Annotated in this window: 16 protein-coding genes; 13 read left to right on the top strand and 3 right to left on the bottom strand. The window is 40.5% G+C overall.

What is annotated here, in order from left to right; all coding sequences use genetic code 11:
• The first annotated feature begins 73 nt into the window (after nucleotides 1-73).
• On the top strand, nucleotides 74-3,172 hold the full coding sequence (locus OQX62_RS22990; protein ID WP_265834012.1) for a response regulator: 3,099 nt from the start codon (nucleotides 74-76) through the stop codon (nucleotides 3,170-3,172).
• Here OQX62_RS22990 and OQX62_RS22995 read toward each other — a convergent pair.
• Nucleotides 3,164-4,117 carry a bifunctional helix-turn-helix transcriptional regulator/GNAT family N-acetyltransferase gene (locus OQX62_RS22995; RefSeq protein WP_265834013.1) on the bottom strand — a complete coding sequence of 318 codons (954 nt, stop codon included), beginning with the start codon at nucleotides 4,115-4,117 and terminating at the stop codon, nucleotides 3,164-3,166. The two genes, OQX62_RS22990 and OQX62_RS22995, sit on opposite strands and share 9 nt — an antisense overlap.
• Nucleotides 4,118-4,319: 202 nt before the next feature.
• Between OQX62_RS22995 and OQX62_RS23000 the strand changes: the two genes are divergently transcribed.
• Nucleotides 4,320-4,661 carry a hypothetical protein gene (locus OQX62_RS23000; RefSeq protein WP_265834014.1) on the top strand — a complete coding sequence of 114 codons (342 nt, stop codon included), beginning with the start codon at nucleotides 4,320-4,322 and terminating at the stop codon, nucleotides 4,659-4,661.
• Between the two features lie 223 nt (nucleotides 4,662-4,884).
• The gene (locus tag OQX62_RS23005; RefSeq protein WP_322973797.1) at nucleotides 4,885-5,409 is read left to right on the top strand and encodes an STM3941 family protein; all 525 of its coding nucleotides are present in this window, start codon (nucleotides 4,885-4,887) and stop codon (nucleotides 5,407-5,409) included.
• Nucleotides 5,410-5,419: 10 nt separating this feature from the next.
• Here the strand turns inward: OQX62_RS23005 and OQX62_RS23010 are convergent, their stop codons facing one another.
• Nucleotides 5,420-6,127: a DUF2490 domain-containing protein gene (locus OQX62_RS23010; RefSeq protein ID WP_265834016.1), complete on the bottom strand. Its 708-nt coding sequence runs from the start codon at nucleotides 6,125-6,127 to the stop codon at nucleotides 5,420-5,422.
• 48 nt (nucleotides 6,128-6,175) lie between these two features.
• The gene (locus tag OQX62_RS23015; protein ID WP_265834017.1) at nucleotides 6,176-7,096 is read right to left on the bottom strand and encodes a sugar phosphate isomerase/epimerase family protein; all 921 of its coding nucleotides are present in this window, start codon (nucleotides 7,094-7,096) and stop codon (nucleotides 6,176-6,178) included.
• Nucleotides 7,097-7,390: 294 nt separating this feature from the next.
• Between OQX62_RS23015 and OQX62_RS23020 the strand changes: the two genes are divergently transcribed.
• The 10 genes from OQX62_RS23020 to OQX62_RS23065 all read left to right on the top strand — a co-directional run bounded on the left by OQX62_RS23020 (nucleotide 7,391) and on the right by OQX62_RS23065 (nucleotide 22,169).
• Entirely contained in the window at nucleotides 7,391-8,011 is a 621-nt protein-coding gene (locus OQX62_RS23020) for an RNA polymerase sigma factor (protein WP_265834018.1), read from the top strand.
• 89 nt (nucleotides 8,012-8,100) lie between these two features.
• Nucleotides 8,101-9,132 (top strand): FecR family protein, encoded by a 1,032-nt coding sequence (locus tag OQX62_RS23025; protein ID WP_265834019.1) that lies wholly within the window; start codon nucleotides 8,101-8,103, stop codon nucleotides 9,130-9,132.
• 39 nt (nucleotides 9,133-9,171) lie between these two features.
• The gene (locus OQX62_RS23030) at nucleotides 9,172-12,609 is read left to right on the top strand and encodes a SusC/RagA family TonB-linked outer membrane protein (RefSeq protein ID WP_265834020.1); all 3,438 of its coding nucleotides are present in this window, start codon (nucleotides 9,172-9,174) and stop codon (nucleotides 12,607-12,609) included.
• 17 nt (nucleotides 12,610-12,626) lie between these two features.
• A complete protein-coding gene (locus OQX62_RS23035; protein WP_265834021.1) occupies nucleotides 12,627-14,159 on the top strand; it encodes a SusD/RagB family nutrient-binding outer membrane lipoprotein in 1,533 nt (510 codons plus the stop codon).
• 40 nt (nucleotides 14,160-14,199) lie between these two features.
• Nucleotides 14,200-15,837, top strand: coding sequence for an alpha-L-fucosidase (locus tag OQX62_RS23040; protein WP_265834022.1), 1,638 nt, complete (start codon nucleotides 14,200-14,202; stop codon nucleotides 15,835-15,837).
• A gap of 17 nt (nucleotides 15,838-15,854) precedes the next feature.
• The gene (locus tag OQX62_RS23045) at nucleotides 15,855-18,155 is read left to right on the top strand and encodes a family 20 glycosylhydrolase (protein ID WP_265834023.1); all 2,301 of its coding nucleotides are present in this window, start codon (nucleotides 15,855-15,857) and stop codon (nucleotides 18,153-18,155) included.
• Between the two features lie 8 nt (nucleotides 18,156-18,163).
• Nucleotides 18,164-19,477, top strand: a complete 1,314-nt coding sequence (locus OQX62_RS23050; RefSeq protein ID WP_265834024.1) for a gluconate:H+ symporter — start codon at nucleotides 18,164-18,166, stop codon at nucleotides 19,475-19,477.
• 7 nt (nucleotides 19,478-19,484) lie between these two features.
• Entirely contained in the window at nucleotides 19,485-19,958 is a 474-nt protein-coding gene (locus tag OQX62_RS23055) for a RidA family protein (protein WP_265834025.1), read from the top strand.
• On the top strand, nucleotides 19,951-21,087 hold the full coding sequence (locus OQX62_RS23060; RefSeq protein ID WP_265834026.1) for a D-TA family PLP-dependent enzyme: 1,137 nt from the start codon (nucleotides 19,951-19,953) through the stop codon (nucleotides 21,085-21,087). Before OQX62_RS23055 ends, OQX62_RS23060 begins: the two co-directional genes overlap by 8 nt.
• Before the next feature lie 11 nt (nucleotides 21,088-21,098).
• Nucleotides 21,099-22,169 (top strand): dipeptidase, encoded by a 1,071-nt coding sequence (locus tag OQX62_RS23065; protein ID WP_265834027.1) that lies wholly within the window; start codon nucleotides 21,099-21,101, stop codon nucleotides 22,167-22,169.
• Nucleotides 22,170-22,207 lie beyond the last annotated feature (38 nt).

A 22,207-nucleotide genomic window follows, 5' to 3' on the forward strand; every position in this document is an offset into this window, starting at 1 on the left:
ACTGTATTTCCTTTGATCTTTACTATTGTATTAAGCGTATATTAAATGATAAGGATGTCGAGTATAAATAAGTATGAGCAACCAGTCAAATACATCATGTCACGCTGCTGAAACGAATTACGACAGCCTCACTGAACTGGCTGCAATGGTATGTGCAGTGCAAATTGCATTTATATACGTTAAAGAAGGAGAAAGGCTATATCTTAAATCGATGTTTGACTCCCGGCAAAACGAAAGTTATCATCAGGAATTTGCGCTGGCGCTCCCGGCTGTTCCTTTTTCTGCTACCTTTCCTATTGCGGATGAAGAAGGAAATGTTTTGGGGACGCTTAATGTGATGGACAGGGTGCCACGAACATTGTCTTTGTCACAGAAACGTGGGTTGGAATTGATATGCAGGCAGGCCCTTGAACTGATTGTAGAAAAGAAGAAAGAGGAAGAACTGAGAAATTTTGAAAAGATTTTTAATCTTTCTAACGACCTGATTTGCATAGTTACGCTGGAGGGCGACTTTAAAAAAGTGAATCCTTCATTTACAAAAATATTGGGTTGGGAGCAGGATTTCTTTTTAAAAACACCAATTACGGATCTTTTTCATCCAGAAGACACAGCAGCTAATTTATTGGAGCTGAAACGGCTAAGCGAGGGATACCCCTCAGTAAACTTTACTTCCCGCATTAGAACCGCAGATGGGAGTTACAGCACTATCGAATGGGTTTCTACACCAGAATTACTTACAGGAACCCTATTCTGTATTGGCCGTGATCTTTCTGAGTATAAAATTAAAGATGAAAAAAGACTGTTACTGGAGCAGGATTTGCGGCGGACTACGGAAATGCTGGAGCAAACCAATCAGGTAGCTAAAGTTGGAGGATGGGAGTTTGATCTCATCGGAGAGCAGGTATACTGGACTTCCGAAACCAAAAGAATACATGAGGTTGAACAGTCTTATGAGCCTAGCCTGAAAGATGGACTTTCTTTTTATAAAGAAGGTGAGGACCGTGATAAGATTATAGAAGCGATTGCCGATAGTAAGCTCAGCGGGAGGTCCTGGGAACTGGAATTACAGATCAGCACCAGAACCGGGAAAGATAAATGGGTAAAAACTATCGGACATGCATTTTGCGAGAACGGTATATGTACACGATTGTATGGGTCTTTTCAGGACATAGATAAAATAAAGAAAGCTGAAATTGAATCTTTAAGAGATAAAGCAATTTTGTCGTCATTTGTGGAAAATGTGCCTGCTGCTGTTGCCATGCTGGACAATGATATGAATTACGTGGCTGTGAGTGACCGTTGGATAGAAGAATATAACCTGTTAGGTAAAGCCGTTCCGGGTAGTTCTTATTATGATTGGTTTCTGATTGTGGATGATGCGCGGAGGGCCAGACACCAAAGGATTCTGGCTGGCGCAACTGAACGGATGGAGGAAGAGATACATCTCACTGACAGGCCCGGTGTTGTTCAGCATATTTCATGGGAGATGCGGCCCTGGTACGAATCGGATGGAAAAATAGGCGGATTAATGATCTTTACTTTGAATATTACTGAAAATGTTAGGCAAAAAAATGAGCTTAAGGAGGCAAAAAGATTAGCTGAAGAAGCCAGTATAGCGAAATCTGATTTTCTTGCGAACATGAGTCATGAGATTAGGACACCACTAAACGGAATCATTGGTTTTACAGATCTGGTCTTAAAAACGAAATTATCAGAAACACAGGACCAGTATTTATCAATTGTGAATGAATCAGCTAACTCATTACTCGACATTATCAATGATATCCTTGATTTTTCTAAAATTGAGGCGGGAAAACTGGAACTCGATATTGAGGAAACTGATTTGTATAAACTTAGTAATCAGGCAACTGATATTATTACTTATCAGGTGCAGAAAAAAGGACTGGAACTATTGTTAAACCTGCAACCTGATCTGCCCGGATTAATATGGGTAGATGCAGTAAGGTTAAAACAGATTCTGATTAATTTACTGGGGAATGCCGTAAAATTTACTGCATCAGGGGAGATAGAGCTAAAAATTGAGGTTTTGAATGGCCACGGAGAAAATACCAGAATGCGTTTTAGTGTGAGAGACACCGGTATTGGTATTCGTGCAGAGAATCAGGAAAAGATTTTTAATGCTTTTGCACAGGAAGATGGATCAACCACGAAAAAATACGGGGGTACGGGGCTTGGCCTTTCAATCAATAATAAACTCCTCAGTTTAATGGGCAGCCGGCTCCAGCTCTATAGTACGCCAGGTGAGGGCAGTGTTTTCTTTTTCGATATCGATGTTAAAACGTCTTATCTCAACTCCAGACAGAGGAAAAGGATAAAGCTGATCAAAAAGGTATTGGTTGTGGATGATAATAGCAATAACAGATTGATCCTTGATCAGATGTTGCTGATTAAAAATATAAAGACAACTTCAGTGGAGAGTGGGGAAGAAGCACTGAAATTACTCAATTCGGGAGAAAAATTTGATGCTATATTAATGGATTACCATATGCCGGATATGGATGGTCTGGAGACCATCAGGAAAATCAGAGAGAATTCCCGGTATATACAGGAACCGCAACCCACAATCCTGATGTGCAGTTCGTCCGACAGTGAAAGAATGATAAAGGAAGCAGAAGAATTGCAGGTGAGGCAAAGGTTAGTGAAGCCCGTGAAAATGGCTGAGCTTTATGAATTGTTAGCACATATACATGAACATGAGATAAAGGAAGAAGCTGCTGATAGTGTAAATGAAATTGAGGAACCTTCAAAAGCAGGAATAACGATTTTAGTAGCGGATGATAATCTGATCAACCTGATCCTGGCAAGAACAATTATCAGACGGACATTTGAAAATGCACGGGTCATAGAGGTGAATAACGGACTGGAAGCATTACGGTATTGTGAAAAAAACAGACCTGATTTGATTTTAATGGATATACAGATGCCGGTTTTAAATGGCTACGAGGCCACGCAACAGATCAGGTACCTGAATGGCGAACAGCATATACCAATCATTGCACTCACAGCTGGCAATGTTAAAGATGAATTGGAGAGATGTATCGCTGCCGGCATGGATGATTTGATTACCAAGCCATTTGTGGAAGAAACAATAGCCGTTGTTTTGCAAAAGTGGCTATTGTATACACATACAGCTGTAAAAGATTTAGGATAACAGGAGTTCCATCTGAATATTGGCACGCTCATAGGGAGTAGCCCTGCCTGCTACTTTATTAAAGCCCAATTTATGATATAAATTGATAGCGGGCTTTAATGAGGTATTACTCTCCAGGTATAGTTTTGCTGCACCTATGGCTCTCGCTTTATCGATCACTGCCTGTGCTAATAAAAGGCCCACACTTTTTCCTTGTGCAATTGGTGACACAGCCATTTTAGCCAGTTCATATTCATATTCCGGATCATCTCTCCTGATCAGGGCACATACGCCAATTGGCTGCTTATTATAAAGCGCCACGTAAATATAACCTCCGTTATTCAGTATGTATTCCTCAGGATTATCCAGTGCTTTATAGTCTGCCTCCTCCATTTTAAAATACTTTGAAATCCATTCTTCATTAAGTGCTTTATAGGCGGCGCTATATTGCGGCTGATAATCTACGATCTGAACTTTTTTACTTTCGCGAATCTTCAGTTGATCTTTTACACGGTTCAACAGCGATTGCTGTTCAAGTATGAATTCCCATTCTTCTATCGCTTTCCATAGATCATGCGTTGCCTGTTTGGTAATTCCCCCTATTGCACTTTCTATGTCGGTATACTGATCTTTGATCCTGACAGTAATTTCTTTCCCTTTTTTAGAAAGGCTGATCATATTTCGCCTGCCATCTGCTTTGTCTTTTTTTTCTGTAACAAGACCTTTGGCAACCATTTCACTGATAATCTTGCTCACCGAAGGATGGGAGTGACCAATTTCCTTTGCAATCTCAGTAACAGTTTTTTCTTCTCCCTGGGAAATCACATAGAAAACAGGGAACCATTTAGGCTGCATGTCGATATTATACAGTTCATAAATGTGGGAGGCATCTTCAGTTATTTTTTCCGTTAACATGCGAAGTCTGCTTCCAATGGCTACTGTACCTACTTTATCAAAAAAATTCATATAGTGTAATATTATTATATTGTAATTGATTATGTAACTGGTTACGCAATATAATAAATATATTTTGATATACAAAATAATAGTATCTTTACGCACAAGTCGTGCCAAAGCTTGAATATTTTATTTTAAAACGTATAGGACTTTTTAAATAATTTATTGTCATAAGGCAAGAAATGCCCTCAAATGGGGCAAAAGCAATTTTATGGAACCAATTGAAATTGAAGTGATGAGTTTGCATTATACAGGTACTTTATCTGTAGTGCCTGTAAAAGAAGACAACTCTGTTTTTGCAGTATATATAAATGGCGAACCTCTGGGTACGGCTCATCCTGTAAAGGTGAGAGCTGAGGTGCGCTGGTATTCTCATCAGATCAAGGACAAGGAATTGCTGAACCAGATAGGTGAGTGGATCGAATTCCACTTTCCGCTGACTGACGACAGTTTCAAAAATGTTTATACATTTAATATTCCTTTCTGGATGAAAATACAGTTCTGGAGGGCGAAGCCGAAAAATTTTAGTTTTGTTCTTGATACAAACTCTTAGCAATTGATTTCTAAGGGTGTTCTGTAAAGAGTACACAAATCCTTTTATCTGTTAAATTCATTAGCGCAGAAAATTCTGTTGTGCGGTAATAATTTTATTGCAATTTAAAGTCCAGTAGATGAAGGGGCTATAGATATGCCGTTTAATTCTGGATCAGGCGGCTTAGTTTTTGATAAAATGAATAAAAACATTATTTATTCACAATTTATCTAAAATATTAAGCTTGGAATTTTACAGAAACAAGAAAAAATCAGGAACTATAATATTGGCATGTGTCGGTATACTCATTTTAATGGTACTTATTCTTTTATACAGTTCGGGAGTATTCTCTGATGTATATGCACCTAAGGGAATCGCACTTTCTGCTATCTTTATTGTGGTATTGGGAATAGTGATCACAAGATCCTTACTGTCCATTAATGATAAAACCCCACTCATTTCTCTCCAGCCTGAGGGAATTATTGCCAGAGTTACGCCAATGAGTAAAGCTGCCGGTTTGATTCGCTGGGAGGATATTGTAGATTATGAGCTGATCAAACAAGGATGGGATACGCTGATTACACTGCATATCAGCAATTCGGAAAGCTATCGTACCCTGATCACTAAAAAATTATCAGCAATGGTAATGGAAGGTACAACTGACGAGCATGGAAATCTGATGATCTATCTGACCGCTTCAGAAACTGATTGTGATGCCGATGTTTTGCTTGAAAAGATTCTTGCTTATAAGAATGCATTGAAGGTCTAACATTTATTTCTTAAAACTTCGTATAAACCGCCAGCTGTATAATATTGTTGGCGGTATTATAATTGATTCCTTTTGAGGACTGATTCATGTAACCCGCTTCTATATCTAATTTTTTACTGAACCGGTAACCTGCTGCGGCATAAGCCCGGTTCTGATCGAACAGATATCCATTGAGCTGGTCTTTATGTTGAATATTTAAGAATATTTCATTCTGGATAGCCAGGAACAGCCCTTTTTCAAAGTTGATCACATCCTTCTTCAGGGGAAGAATAAATCTGAAGAAATACCTGAAACGTTGTGCGAAGAGGTCATCCGCATTATTCCTTTCTATGAAGCGTTGTTCCAACCGGAACCGGTGACTCGCACTGATTGTGTTTATTTTATGTTTAAATACATATTGCTCCCATATCCTGTGTTCGTTAAGAGAGTAATCTGACGCTTCTGGCAGGCGGATAAAAGTTTTATTCAGCAGGTAACCTAAGGTAATTTCATGTTGATCACTGGCATAGTAAGTAATGCCCGGCCTGAACAACAGGTTTCTGACATGATCGTACTTATCCGCTGACCTTACCTGTATATCCATGTAAGCACCCCATTTCTTACTTATTTTCGTGTTATTCAACAGGAATAACCATCCGCTGGTCTGCTGATCGGTTTGGGCACTGACATTGCTACATAAAACAGAAAGGAATGCCAGAAGGAAGAAATAAAGACGCATGCTTGGATTTATATTGGTTCTGCCGGCAAGATAATAATAATGGAACGGCTATCTAAATTTCTGAAGTATTCTACCCAGTAATATTTTTGTTTTCCTGATTCCTTCTTCTTCCGATAAAGTGGATCCCTCGTATTCTATTCCAACAATACCCGACCATTTTGCATCTTTGATAATCTTAAACATGCGGTCGTAATCAATTGTACTTTCATTTCCTTGTTCATCAAATGCGAAAGTTTTAGCACTGATACCTTTTGCAAAAGGCACGAGGTCTGTTATACCCTGATATTTATCATATTCACGATCTGCATTTATTTTAAAATTCCCAAAGTCGGGCAAAGTTCCACAGAACGGGCTGTTTACCTGTTCCATGATATCAGCTAACCATTTTCCATCTGAAGAATAACCGCCATGGTTTTCTACAATAATATTGATCTGGCGTTCCCTGCCATATGCTGATAATTTACCCAATCCATCTATGGCTGCGCTTTTTACCTCTTCAGCTGTTCCTATTCCTGCAGCGTTTACGCGGATCGTTTTACAGCCTAAAAACTTTGCCGCATCTACCCATTTATAATGGTTTTCTATTGCTTTTAGTCTGGCTTTTTCATCCGTATCACCTAGCTGACCTTCACCATCTACCATAATCAGGTGATTCTGTATACCTTCATTTAAGGTCAGCGTTTTTAGTTCTTTGAGATAAGCCATGTCTGTCTCCTTCTTGTTAAAAAAGGGACTCACATATTCTACAATATCAATTCCGAACTCTTTTTTGGACCTGGTTGGAAACTCCAGATTTGTCATCTTCCCAGCAAACAGCGCCTTATGAAATGACCATTCTGCTAATGAGATAGTGAAAAATTCTTTTTTGGCAAAGGCCAGGGTATCAAATGGAACCAAAGTGGAGAGTCCTGCCGCAGCAGAAAGTATACTTAAATCTTTAATGAAACTTCTGCGATCTTTTGTATTCATAATATTTGGTTGGGACATTTAAGGACTATGTAAACATTTAATTACCTTAAATATAAGAATTATATAACTATCATGTGGCAGCTTTAAATTTGTTAGGCTGAAAGCTATTTTAACGATTATTTAAAGGGGATAAAATGGTAATGACGGTTTACATTTCTTCGATTATTTGTTGGATTCACATAATATTTAATTAATATTAGGAACCTAAATTCCTGAATTTTGGCGTGTTTATGTGTAAGTAATTGTAATTAACTAATAACAAAACCATAGCTACGATATTTTAATTTCCGCTATATGGCCGATAACCTGAGTAAGTATGTAACAATTGAGGATACTGAACTATGGGCTTCTTTTAAGGAGGGGGATTGGCATGCCTATACTGAAATTTATAACCGGCATTTTAAATTGTTGAATAACTATGGTTATAAGTTTACAAAAGATCTGGAACTGATTGAAGATGCTGTGCATGATCTGTTTGTGAAACTGTGGACCAATAAATCAAATCTTTCTGTACCAGTTTCAGTAAAAAATTATTTATACAAGTCGCTGCGGGGCGACATTTTAAGAAAGCTGGCCGCACACGTCAGGTTTGTAAACATAGATGAGGATCATCACCATAATTTCATGTTTGAATTATCTTTTGATCATCAGCTCGTGGCCAATGAAGAAGAGCTGGCCTTACAGAAAAACGTTAAGCAGGTTATACAAACCCTGCCTGCCCGGCAGCAGGAAATTATATACCTGCGCTTTTATGAGGGACTGAGTTATGAAGAAATCTCTGAAATTATGGGTATTACTGTCAGTTCTACTTACAAATTACTCTATAAAGGAATCGGAAATATGCAGGATGTACTGGATATTTCGAAATTATCTATTATCTGGCTGCTATCTATGATGATTAAAGGTGCTTTTTGAATTTATTTACAAATAATTTTTAAATGAAGGGATAAATCCAGGTGTTTGAACGTATTAGTATTATACAACAATAATATTATATACGATAAATGGATTTTTCTACATATATAACCTTTACTTATGATGATTTTTTAAATGATGACTTCTTTGTCGCTCATATTGTAAATCCTTCCGCAGATAAAACTAAATTCTGGGAGTTATACCTGCAACATTATCCAGAGAAAAAAACAGCAATAGCTGCAGCCCGTCAGTTTATAATTGCTTATCGCAAACAAGATGTTCACACCAATGATGTCCATATGGATCGTGTATGGGAAAAAATTAACCACACGATTCAAATGGAAGAACAACCTGCAAAAAAGAATTTTAAACTGTATTCATTTTTGCGAATCGCAGCGGTATTGTTTATTGCGGCGAGTCTGGGGCTGGGGTATTGGTTGACCCAAAAAGATATAAAGATTAATACTGCTTTTGGCGAGATCAGGACTGTTGTCCTTCCTGATCATTCCACATTGATCCTGAACGGTAACTCTTCAGTAAGTTATGCCAGAAACTGGGACGGTAGAAAAAGAGAAGTTTGGCTTAAAGGGGAAGGGTTTTTCAAGGTAGAACACCTCAACAGAGATACCCTTCATGTTTCGCAAAATGAAAAGTTTGTTGTGCATACCGATGAACTGGATATCGAGGTCCTGGGAACTTCCTTCAATGTAAGGAACAGGCATCACCAGAGCAAAGTCGGCCTCCTCACTGGTAAAATCAAAATCAGTTATGCCGGTGATGTTAAAAAACAGCGTCCGTCATTGATTATGGCTCCGGGTGATTATGCTGTTCAGCATTCCGATCAGCAGGTGAAAGTACATAAGCTGGTCAACCCCGAGCTGCTGATTACCTGGACTAAACATCAGTTGGTTTTTAAAGACGCTACACTGGAAGAAATTGCGCAGACCCTGCAGGATGACTTTGGCTATAAGGTAGAATTTGACCAAAACATAAGTGCCAGGCTCAAAATCGAGGGCGAAATCAATGTAACTACCATTGATGAACTGCTGGGTATAATTTCCAGCACACTCCATATAGACATCACAAAAAATGATAAAACTATAAAGATAACACCCCAATAGAACCAACAACCACCAACCGACAACCTTAAACTAACCATTATGAAGAAATTTTACGCTGAAAAGGCGATTAAATGTTGCTGTCTTATGTTGCTGTTTGGCAGCAGCATATTTCCTGGCTATGCGCAGGTGATAGCCAGCAATACTGTTCACCTGAAAAAATCAAACAGAATTCAGTTGCCCTCCGAAAACAGGACAGGGTTAAAAATGGCTGTGGAGGCAATAAAGAAACAATTCAAGATCAGTATTGCTTATAAAGAGGGGATTTTAGAGAATAAATCTATTCCTGCGGCTCAGGTGGAAAACCTGGTATTTACAGATCCTTATGAGGCATTAAAACAAACGCTGAATGGTACAGCACTGGATTTTAGTAAAATCAGTGAATCGCAGTATATCATTACAGAAATCACCCCTGGTAACCTGTTTGCGGATGTGATCAAAGGTAAAATTACTTCAGGTACAGATAATCTGCCATTAATAGGTGCAACGGTATATATTAAAGGAACTAAGATAGGAAGTTCAACAGATGCAAACGGAATGTTTGCGCTTACCGTGCCTGAAAATATGAAGGGCAAGCCTTTAACGCTGACGATCGCGTCTGTAGGTTTTACTGCCCAGGAAAGAGTGGTTACCGATTTCTCCGCACCATTAAACATAAAACTGGAAGAAAGCAGTAATAAACTGAGTGAGGTTGTGGTAACCGCACTCGGGATTAAACGCGACACTAAATCGCTGGGTTATGCGCTTACAGAAGTTAAAGGTTCAGAATTTACACAAGCAAGAGAAAATAATCTTGCCAATGCGCTGACTGGTAAAGTAGCAGGTGTAAATGCATCAGGACTTTCTACAGGGCCTGGTGGTTCAAGTCGCGTTATCATTCGTGGTAATGGTTCATTTAACGGAAATAACCAGCCTTTATACGTAGTAAACGGGATGCCTATTGATAATTCTGTTCCGGGCGGATCTGCTACAACAAATGGTTTAGGTAATAATGTGGACAGGGGAGATGGAATCAGTAGTATCAATCCAGACGATATTGAATCAATCACGGTTTTAAAAGGTGGTACAGCTGCGGCATTGTATGGCTCTAGGGCCAGTAACGGGGTAATTTTGATCACTACGAAAAAAGGTAAGATGCAAAAAGGAGTGGGAATAGAATACAATACCACTTTTACACTGGAAAAAGCAATTAATGATAATGATTACCAGTACGAATATGGTCAGGGTCTAAATGGCGTGAAACCAATGACCCAGGCAGATGCAATTGCTACAGGCCGACTGTCCTTTGGAGCTAAAATTGATGGCTCTGATTATGTAGCAGCTGATGGTTTAACGCATTCCTATTCTGCTCAGAAAGATAATATCAAAAACTTCTATTCTACCGGAACTAACTTTACAAATACAATTGCTTTTACCGGTGGAAATGAAGGAACAACTTATCGCCTCTCCATTTCCGACCTGGATAGTAAAGGTATTATTGAAACTACAAAATTTAAACGTCAGACGGCTAACTTAAACATTAATGCTAAAATAAGTGATAAGCTAAGAGTTGAAGGTTTGGCACAGTACAATCTGGAAAGAGGTTTTAACAGAACCCTGGCAGGTGATGCATTAGGCAATCCCAACTGGACGCCTTATGAGGTGGCTAATACAGTAGATGTAAGATGGTTAGCCCCTGGCTTTGATGCCAATGGTAATCAGACGGCCTGGAATGATGCACCTATTGCAACTAATGGTTATTTTGTGAAGAATAAATATCAGGAAAACGATACAAAAAACCGCTTTATAGGACAGGGATCGATTACCTATGATGTAGTAAAGAATTTCAGCCTGAAAGGGGTAATCAGCAGAGATTTTTATAATTACAATTATACTTTTGTGCTGCCAACGGGAGATTTATATATCCCTAACGGGCAGTATTCCGGAATTAAATCAGATGTATCAGAAACAAATGGATTGCTGACCGCAAACTATAAAACGAGAATAAAAGATAAGTTTGGTATCTCTGTTCTGGGTGGAGTGAATAGTCGCCGTTTCGAGAACAAGCAGCTCAACATGGATGGATTAAGCTTTACTATCCCATACTTTTATAGTTACAGCAATCTGGCTACCTCAGCCACTACTCCCAGAACTGAGCGGATCCGCACAAATTCCATTTTTGGTTCAGCAGATTTTGATTTTAATAATTTGTTATTCTTAACCTATACTGCAAGGAATGACTGGTTCTCGACTTTGAGTCCGGAAGACAACAGTATTTTATACCAGAGTGTTGGTGGTAGTTTTGTTCTTTCAGATGCAGTAAAACTACCTTCTTCTATCGACATGTTAAGATTAAGAGGCTCATGGGCACAAGTTGGCGGTGGTGCAGCAGATCCGTACAAAATCAATCTGACTTACAGTAATGTTCCCAGCTCTGGTCAGCCTTTGCAGAATGTAACCCTAAACCCGGCTACTCTAACGAATGATATTACGAACAGGTTACTGAAACCTTATACTTCTACGACTTACGAAGGTGGTATGGAACTGAAAATGTTCCAAGGTCGTTTAGGATTAGACCTGACTTACTATAACCGTAAAACCACAAATGATATCCTGAATGCGGCGATTTCTCCTACATCAGGTTATAACAATGTCATCCTGAATGTTGGCGAACTTAGTAATAAAGGTGTGGAAGCTTTATTCACCGGAACTCCGGTAAGTACCTCTGCCTTTAGCTGGAATGTAAGCTATAATGTATCCTATAATAAAAGTGAAGTCATTAAACTGGTTGAGGGTACGAATACTTTCCAGGTGGCGAACAGTGTGGGTAACTGGGGTTATATTAACCAGACGGTGGGCAGCTCGTATGGCACTATTGTGGGTACAAGAATGCTGCGCAATGCGCAGGGACAGATCGTTTATGATGCGGCGACAAAGCGACCAGTTAAAACCGGACTGGAAGAGCTGGGTGACGGTGTGCCACCATTGACTATGGGATTGAGCAATGATTTCAGGTACAAAAACTTTAACCTGAACTTGTTAGTAGATGGTAAGTTTGGTAATAAAGTGTTTTCTGTGAAAGAAGTTTACGCTACCCGTCTTGGATTACTTAAAAGTACCTTGCCAGGCAGAGAAAGTGGATTAGCCTTATCAGGCGTTGACCAGGCAGGCAATGCATTTAATGCAACAATTCCTGTAAATGAACTACGTGCTTATTATAACGATATGAGAAATTATTCTGAGTTGTTTGTTCATGATGGGAGTTTTATCAAACTACGTCAGATTATTCTTTCTTATAATTTTCCTGTAAACGATATCAAGATGTTAAAGCTGCAGTCGGCCAGCATTTCATTTGTAGCCAGGAATCTTTTAACACTTTATAAGAAAACAGACAATTTCGATCCGGAGTCAAGCTTTACCAACGGTAATGCACAGGGATTTGAGTCGATTGGATTACCGCGGACCAGGACTTTTGGTCTTAATTTAATGGTTAAATTTTAATAGTATAAGCCTACAATATGAAAACTCATCAACAAAAATATATAGCCATCTTTTTTCTGATCCTTACTGTAATCGGAGCAGCATCATGTACTAAAGATTTTGATCAGATTAATACTAATCCTGAAGCTTCGGCTCAGATACAGCCATCATTCGTTTTCACGAAGGCGCAATACGATGGTGCTAAAAATAACCTTAACCTGTTATTAGGCACTATGCAGTATACCACCAGCTTTAACGATGTTGCCGGTTTTGGTTCCAAATATATCTCGAGCCAGAGTGAACAATCAAGTGCCGTTTTCAATGCAGGATATTATCAGGAAATAAATGAACTGGCCCTGGTAATTACTGCTGTTGCTCCGAATCCTGAGCAGGTCAACATGCTTGCAGCTGCCAGAATATGGAAAGCATATTGTTATAGCAGGATTACTGATCTTTATGGTGATATACCATATTTTCAGGCAGCAAAAGGGTATACCGATGCGAGTTACAAACCTGCTTATGATGCACAACAGGCCATTTATGCCGATTTGCTGAAGGAATTGGATGAAGCGGCACTGAGCTTTAATACAACGAAGCCAACATTTGCTGCAGCAGATCTGATCTATAGCGGGAATATTGTTCAATGGAAAAAGTTTGCCTACTCGCTGATGTTGCGTCTGGGGATGCGTATGACCAAAGTTGATGTCGGCCTGGCAGAAACATGGGTTAAAAAAGCAATCGCCGGTGGAGTAATTACCGCTGATGCTGATATTGCCAAAATCAATTACCTGAGTGCCGGACAGGATATCAACAAAAATCCGATTTCACTAAAGTTATATAACGATGATTATATCAAAGCTGATGGAACGAGCAATACTGAAGGTGGTAAGTATCAGGAATATTTTATTACGCAGTTAAAAACGAATAAAGATCCGAGACTGGGTATATTTTCGGTAGTGTATGTAAACAAAGTTCCGGATACGACTGCAGCACTTCAAAAAGGAATGCCTGCTACATTTGGCTCAAGGCCGTCCGACTTTGCCACTTATTCCGAGCCTAACCTTAAAACGGTAGTGGCATTAGGTGCTGCAAAAATCATCATCGGTGCTGCGGAAACTAATTTTCTACTTGCAGAAGCAGTATTAAGAGGCTGGTACAGTGGCGCTACGACCTCTGTTTTATATGAAAACGGACTTCGTTCTGCCTTCAAACAATGGGCTATTATCTCCCCGACAGATGGTATTATCTCAGATCTGCAGATTAATACCTACATCAAATATCATCCGCTGGTGATTACAGGGACTGTAGAAGATCAGAAAAAACAGATATTTACAGAGTTCTGGAAAGCTGTTTTCCCTGATGCGCAGGAAGCTTTTTCGAGTTACAGGAGAACTGGTTATCCTGCCTTAGTACCTAATAACTATGTGGGAAACGCAACAAACGGACAGATTTTTCGCAGAATGTTGTATCCGCTTTCTGAGCAGAATTTAAATAAAGAAGGTTTGGCGGCAGCAGTTGCAAGACAGGGGCCTGATACATTTTTAACCAGAATCTGGTGGGATAAATTATAATTCTGATCGCTTCAAAACCTTTAATAAAAAGAATATTACGATGAAAAAGATATATATAGGTGTATTGTTATGTTTGTTCAATCTGGCTGTGTCTGCACAGCATGATGTAGTGAATGATGATGAGCAAAGTAGCTTTAACTTAAATAAACCTGAGCGCGAAGAGTGGTTAAGGAATACAGGAGCAGGGTTATTTATTCATTTTAATATAGATGCACAGTTAGGAGTAGTCATCAGCCATTCTTTGGTTGGTGCCTCCTCCGACTATGTAGATCGTTATTTCAAGGAGCTTCCGAAGACCTTTGACCCTTCGAAATTCAATCCTAAAGAGATTGCTGTACTGGCAAAAATGGCAGGAATGAAATATATCTGTTTCACCACAAAACACCATTCCGGCTTTTGTATGTGGGACACCAAAACAACAGGTTTTAAGATCACAAAGACACCTTATAAAAAGGATTTGCTGAAGGAATTTGTCAATGCTACACGGGAGGCAGGTTTGGATGTCGGGTTTTATTTTTCACCAGAAGATTTCAGTTTTTTGCATGATCACGGGATTCAGATCAGCCGGACTGATGTGAAGATGGATGAAAAAACAAAAAAGGAGTACAGCGATTATAATAAAACGCAGTGCGAAGAACTGATGACTAATTATGGCAAAATCGATGTATTATTTATTGATGGGGAGCCGAAAGAAGTAGTGAAGGAAACTTGCTGGAGATTACAGCCCGACCTGCTGATTACACGCGGTGCGATTAAAACGCCGGAGCAGGCATTACCCGGTGGCAGAATTACACAGCCCTGGCTTTCACCAATCACTATGGGTACTGCATGGCAATATCAGCCGACCAACGAACGTTATAAATCCGGCAAACAACTGATTGAGCTTTTGATTGAAGCAAGGGCAAAAGGTGGTTCTTTATTGTTGAATGTAGGACCGAAATCGAACGGTGAACTGCCCATTGAGCAGGAAGAACGCATGCGTGAGTTAGCGCTATGGAATTTCATTAATCATGAAAGCCTGGACAGTGTACGCAGCTGGATTGTAAGCAAAGAAGGCAATGTATGGTTTACGAAAAAGGGGGAACATACCGTATATGCTTTTGTTACAGATGCAGCGGAGTGGAAAGAAGGAGTGCGGAGAAATTTTGTACTTCATTCTATAAAAAGTACAGCCGCTACCAAAATAAGTGTGCTTGGACAGAATAGTGAGATTATAGAGTATAAACCCGATCTGGATGTAAGTTGTACATACAAGCAAACTGCACCTGGTCTGGAAGTTTCTGTGGTAAAAGCACAACGCATTTATGACGATCACCGCTGGCCGAATCCGGTTGTAATTAAACTGGAAAATGTAGATCCTGTTTTTACTGAAGCGGTGATACCGCAGACAGGTACCTTTAGCCTGCTTTCAAATGGTGTGAAATTAACGGGAAAAGTATTAAATTACAAGTCGGGTGTAGTGAAACGGGCAAGGTTTGAATACAGGCCTTACGCCGGACAAGTGGAAACGCTGTATGCAGCACCATGGACGAAAACCGAATGGGTAAATATGAATGCTGACGGCTCTTTTTCTGTTTTGCAGAAAGGTTTGAAAAAGGGTGGGCGTTATGAATATAAGGCCGTTGTTGAACAACAACAGGTGGAAGTAGAAGCAGAAAATAAAGTACTGAGCCTGTGATAAAAAACAAATGTATATTGGCTGTTAGGTTATCGCTTTTGCTGGTGGTTTTAAACCAGTCAGCAAAAGCACAGGATAAGGTATTGCCTGTAATCCCTGCCCCGTCAGCCATGAAAATGCAAGAGGGTAAATTTGTGATTGATCCGACCATATTGGTTATTCGGGATAGCGCTATAAAAGCAGATAATCTTGTTTTTTTTAACCAATATCTAAAAGATCTTGCTGATATTGAACTGACAACTATTGTGACTAACGATGCTTCCGCTACCAGCAATACTCCGGTTAAGAATCATACGATCAGCTTAAAGTTAGATGCTGTAGCTATTCCTGAAAAAGAAGGGTATACCCTGAAAGTGAGTGCCGGACAAATACTACTTACCGGGCATGATGCTGCGGGTGCTTTCTATGGACTGCAAACATTGGTGCAGTTAATGCAAAAAACGAAAGACGGTAAAATAGAAATTCCTGCTTGCAGTATCAATGACTATCCGAGGTTTAGTTATCGCGGTATGCACCTCGACGTGAGTCGCCATGCCTTTCCGGTGGCTTTCCTGAAAAAATGGATCGATATGCTGGCCTTGTATAAAGTAAATACCTTTCACTGGCATCTAACCGATGATCAGGGCTGGCGAATTGAGATTAAACAATATCCTGCGCTTCAAACGATTTCAAGTTTACGTGCTGAAACCATTATTGGACATAAAAGATATGATCCGCATCGTTTTGATGGTAAAAGCTACGGCGGTTATTACAGTCAGCAGGAAGTGAAAGAAATTGTAAAATACGCTACAGAAAGGCATATTACTGTAATTCCCGAAATTGAAATGCCGGGGCATGCACAGGCAGCATTAGCTGCGTATCCAGCGCTTGGTTGTACTGACGGCCCATATCAAACCGCAACTTACTGGGGTGTGTTTGATGATGTATATTGTGCAGGGAAAGAGCAGACCTTTAGCTTTCTTGAACATGTGCTTGATGAAGTGTTGACGCTGTTTCCCTCGGCTTACATTCATATTGGTGGAGATGAATGTCCTAAAACGCAATGGAAAGTTTGTCCTGCCTGTCAGGAACGGATCCGTAAGGAACATTTAAAAGACGAGCATGAGCTGCAAAGTTATTTCATCCGAAGGATGGAAAAATACCTTGAAAGCAAGGGACGCAAAATTATAGGCTGGGATGAGATTCTGGAAGGCGGACTTGCACCTTCGGCGACAGTGATGAGCTGGAGAGGACTGGAAGGGGGAATTGCGGCAGCAAAGATGCATCATGATGTGATCATGACACCAGAGAAATATGTATATCTTGATTATTATCAGTCCTTATACGGTGGCGAGCAGCTGGCTGCCGGTGGGTACACACCCTTAAGCAAGGTATATGGTTACGAGCCAGTACCTGAAGAGTTGAATGCCGAAGAAGCAAAGTACATCAAAGGTGTGCAGGCCAATGCCTGGTCGGAATACCTTTCCAGTCCGGAGAAAGCTGAATATATGTTGTTTCCCCGGATGTTTGCATTGGCAGAAATTGCCTGGACGAGAAAAGATATTCGTAATTATCCGGATTTCCTGAAACGGTTGCGGCGTCAGGAAAACATGTTAGCTGTATTGAACATTAATCGCTTTCGTTACTACGACGAGATCACCAGTATGAAATCCTTAAAAAACGGGAAACCTGAGCTTACCTTACATACTGATATGCCCGGCGGTGTAATCAGGTATACGACAAATGGTAAAACACCAGAACCCACCAGTCCTATTTATACAACACCAATAATTATCAGTCAGACAGGTGAGATTAGAGCTGCCGTATTTGGTGAGGGAAGTGATCCTGCAAGAGTTTTTAAACAGCAGTTTGTCTATAGTAAGTCGACCGGCAAAAAAATAACCCTCTTCAAAAAAACTGCTGTGAATTTTACACCAGAAAATCCCCGGGCATTGCTGAACGGCATACAAGGCAGTCCATTTTATAACGATGGCGAATGGACAGGTTTCAGCGGTGATGACCTGGAGGTATTGATCGATTTGGAGCAGCAAACACAGATCTCTGCATTAGGGATAAATATTTTAAAATACCACTGGCAGAAAATGTGGGAGCCGGATGTGATAAGATTTGAAATATCTGATGATGGAAAGAAATATACAGAAGTATACAGGCAAAATACTTTTACAGCTGAGGGGGTAAATAAGGTAAGGGCAAATATTAGCCCTTTGAAAGCCAGGTATATTAGAGTGACGGCAGTAAATAAAGGAGTTATTCCTGAGGGGGAATATGGTGCCGGCGGCAAAGCGATGTTGCTGGCAGACGAAATTTTAGTGAACTAATTATCATCATGACTATACTCATTGTTTTACTCAGTATCCTGCTTCTGATCGTGATGGTATCTGCCTTGCGCATCAATGCTTTTATCTCTTTTTTGATTGTATCTATTCTTGCAGGTATATTACTTGGTATACCCGTCGATAAAGTAGCGTCATCTGTAGAAAAAGGAATAGGCGATGTACTGGGATCCCTTACTATTATCATTACAGTAGGGGCTATGTTAGGTAAGCTTGTAGCGGAAAGTGGTGCGGCGCAAAAAATCGCCACGGTGATGATGAAGGTCTGTGGTGAGAAATATATTCAGTGGGGGGTAGTTGCTACCGGATTTTTGATTGGAATACCGTTATTTTATGGGATAGGTTTTGTGCTGATGGTACCCCTGATCTTTTCAGTGGTTTATAAGTATAAACTGCCTGCAATTTATATCGGATTACCTATGCTTGCCGCTTTATCTGTTACTCATGGTTTTTTACCACCTCATCCGTCACCTTCCGCATTGGTTATCCAGTTTAAGGCAAATATGGGATTAACATTATTGTACGGTCTGCTGATTGCTATTCCTGCAATTATTATTGGGGGACCACTTTTTTCAAGAACGCTGAAAGGTATTCCATCCAGTCCTTTGGCATCTTTCATACCCTCAGAAATTCCTGAGGACGCACTACCCGGAACATTTAACAGTTTTTTTACGGCACTGTTACCGGTATTACTTTTATTGGGTGCTACTGTATTTACCTTAGGTGCACATGCTGATCCGGCAATGACCAGCTTTTTTGCGTTGGCAGGGAATCCTGCTATAGTCATGCTGATCGCTTTAATTGCTGCGACGCTGACTCTTGGCCTTTTTCAGGGAATGAAGATGTCGTATATCATGGAGATTTATGGGGATGCCATCAAAGATGTAGCGATGATTTTGCTAATTATTGGTGGCTCTGGTGCGCTGAAACAGGTATTGGTGGATAGTGGCGTCAGCGGACAGATTGCCGGTCTTTTAAAGGATCTGAATATGCAGCCGCTATTCCTGGGCTGGCTGATTACTGCTGTGATCCGGTTTTGTGTGGGGTCCGCGACTGTAGCGGGGTTGACTACAGCCGGCATTATTTTGCCATTGATGATCTCTACAAATACGGATCCGAATTTAATGGTTCTGGCCGTTGGCGCGGGGAGCCTGATGTTTTCTCATGTGAATGACGCAGGATTCTGGATGTTTAAAGAATACTTTAACCTCAGCATGAAGGATACATTTAAATCATGGGCCGCCATGGAATCTATTGTTGGTATTGTTGGCCTGGCTGGCGTACTTTTATTGAATCAAATTATATAATTAAGATATGGAAACTTTTAATGCAGATGAGCAATTCGGGAAATTAGGTTTAACATTACCACCAGCACCAACTCCGCTTGGTGTGTACAAACCTTATTTGATTGATGGAAAATACCTTTATTTATCAGGACATGGGCCAGTACAGGATGATAAAAGTCTGATTATTGGTCGGATAGGTGATAAATTTAACCAGGAAGAAGGTAAACTGGCAGCGAGACAAGTAGGGCTGACTATGCTGTCTACTATCAAAACTAATCTGGGCACGCTGAACCGTGTAAAGAGAGTAATTAAGGTTTTGGGCATGGTGAACTGTACACCTGATTTCGAGAAACATCCCTTTATCATTAATGGCTGCAGTGAACTTTTTGCGCAGGTGTGGGGAGAGGAAAACGGAATAGGTACACGGAGTGCGGTTGGATTTGGTTCACTGCCAGATAACATCCCTGTGGAGATAGAAGCATTATTTGAATTGCATGACTAATTCTGCATTCAAAACGGAAGATAAAAACTGGTTTAGCATTGACAATGTGGACCAGTTGGATTCTCCTGCACTGGTTTTTTATCCGGACAGGATTGCTGAAAATATTGCTATACTAAAAGGCAGCATCGACCATATTGACAGGTTAAGACCTCATGTTAAAACACATAAATCTGCAGCTGTAAGTTTATTGATGCTGGAAGCAGGGATTTCCAAATTTAAGTGCGCTACTATAGCAGAAGCAGAAATGCTCGGGAGCTGTCTGGCACCTGATGTATTACTAGCTTACCAGCCGGTAGGGCCTAAAGTTGAGCGTTTTATTGCTTTGATCAATAAATTTCCCGCAACACTGTTTTCGTGCCTGGTAGATAATCAAAGCTCTTTGCTGGAGTTATCCGTTGCCGCGAAAGAGGCTGGAATCAGGATACCAGTGTATCTCGATTTGAATGCAGGGATGAACCGTACAGGTATTAAACCAGGAGTAGAAGCCCTTGATCTGTATAAAAGACTTCTGCTGACAAGCGGACTGAAGCTAATGGGTATTCATGCTTACGACGGGCACATACATGATGCTGACATTGAACGAAGAAAGTTGCAGTGGCAGAGGGTATGGGATGATATTCTGGCCTTTCAAAAAAGTATAACGGACTTACAATTGCCTGAACCTGTAATTGTTGCTGGCGGAACCCCTACCTATCCTTTTTATGCCGCACAACAGCAAATAGAATGTAGTCCCGGTACTTTCATTCTATGGGATAAGGGCTATCAGGATGCTTTTACCGAACAAAATTACCTGACTTCGGCACTGGTGATCAGCAGAGTTATTTCTCTGACAGGAGCCAACAGGATCACTTTGGATCTTGGCCATAAGGCTGTAGCGGCCGAAAATGAGCTGGCTAAAAGGGTATTTTTCCTGAATGCGCCCGATGCCATTATGATTGGACAGAGCGAAGAACATTTAGTCATTGAGCTTAGTGGTGATCATGATTTTACTATTGGTGACGTTCTTTATGGATTGCCGATACATATATGTCCTACAGTTGCGCTCCATGCTTATGCCAGCACTGTTTACAGTCATCATTTTACAGACGAATGGAAGATCACTTCCAGAGATAGAAAAATTACCATTTAGAAAATAAGGATATGTTTGCTATAGATGCCCATTTAGATTTAAGCATGAATGCTTTGGAGTGGAACCGTGATTTACGTTTGCCTGTTGCCGCAATTAACCAGCGCGAAGAAGGGCTGGCAGATAAACCCGACAGGGCCAAAGCGGTAGTTTCTCTGCCGGAATTGCGTAAAGGAAACATTGGTTTAGTCGTTGCCACACAAATTGCCCGTTATGTAGCACCAGGAAACAATTTGCCCGGGTGGCATTCGCCGGAACAGGCATGGGCACAGACACAGGGACAGCTTGCATGGTATAAAACTATGGAGGAGGCAGGGGAGATGGTGCCGATTACGGATTTAGCCAGTCTTGAGCAACATATTTTGCTATGGGCAGATGAGTCAAATCTAACAGCAAAACCTGTAGGTTATATTCTGAGCCTTGAAGGTGCGGATTCTATCGTGACTATAGGTCATCTGGAAAAAGCTTATGCTAACGGGCTGCGAGCAGTTGGTCCGGCACATTATGGTCCCGGCCGTTATGCACAGGGAACAGATGCTACGGGATTGATGGGACCTAAAGGACATGAATTACTCAAAGAAATGGAACGGCTGAATATCATTTTAGACGCTACACATTTATGCGATGATAGTTTCTGGGAAGCACTAGATCATTTTAACGGTCATATCTGGGCTTCACATAATAACTGCCGGGCTCTGGTTAATCATAACCGTCAGTACAGCGATGCGCAGATCAAGGCATTAGTAGCAAGAGGCGCTGTAATAGGATTGGCTTTAGATGCCTGGATGATGGTGCCTGATTGGGTAAGAGGGCAGTCCACACCAAGAGGCATGCATTGTAATCTGGAAGTGATGATGGACCATTTAGACCATATTTGCCAGCTTGCAGGAAATACACTTCATGTAGGTATTGGATCTGATCTTGACGGGGCTTTCGGTAAAGAACAGTGTCCTTATGACATTGAAACGATTGCAGATTTGCAAAAGATCCCCTCACTGTTAGAGAAAAGAGGATATAAAAAACAAGATGTAGAAAACCTGATGCATGGTAACTGGCTTAGGTTTTTAAGAAAAGCCTGGAGTTAGCCTTTTTATTATATTTAATCTTTTTATAAAACTATACC

The sequence above is a fragment of the Pedobacter sp. MR2016-24 genome, assembly GCF_026239655.1.
Classification (GTDB): domain Bacteria; phylum Bacteroidota; class Bacteroidia; order Sphingobacteriales; family Sphingobacteriaceae; genus Pedobacter.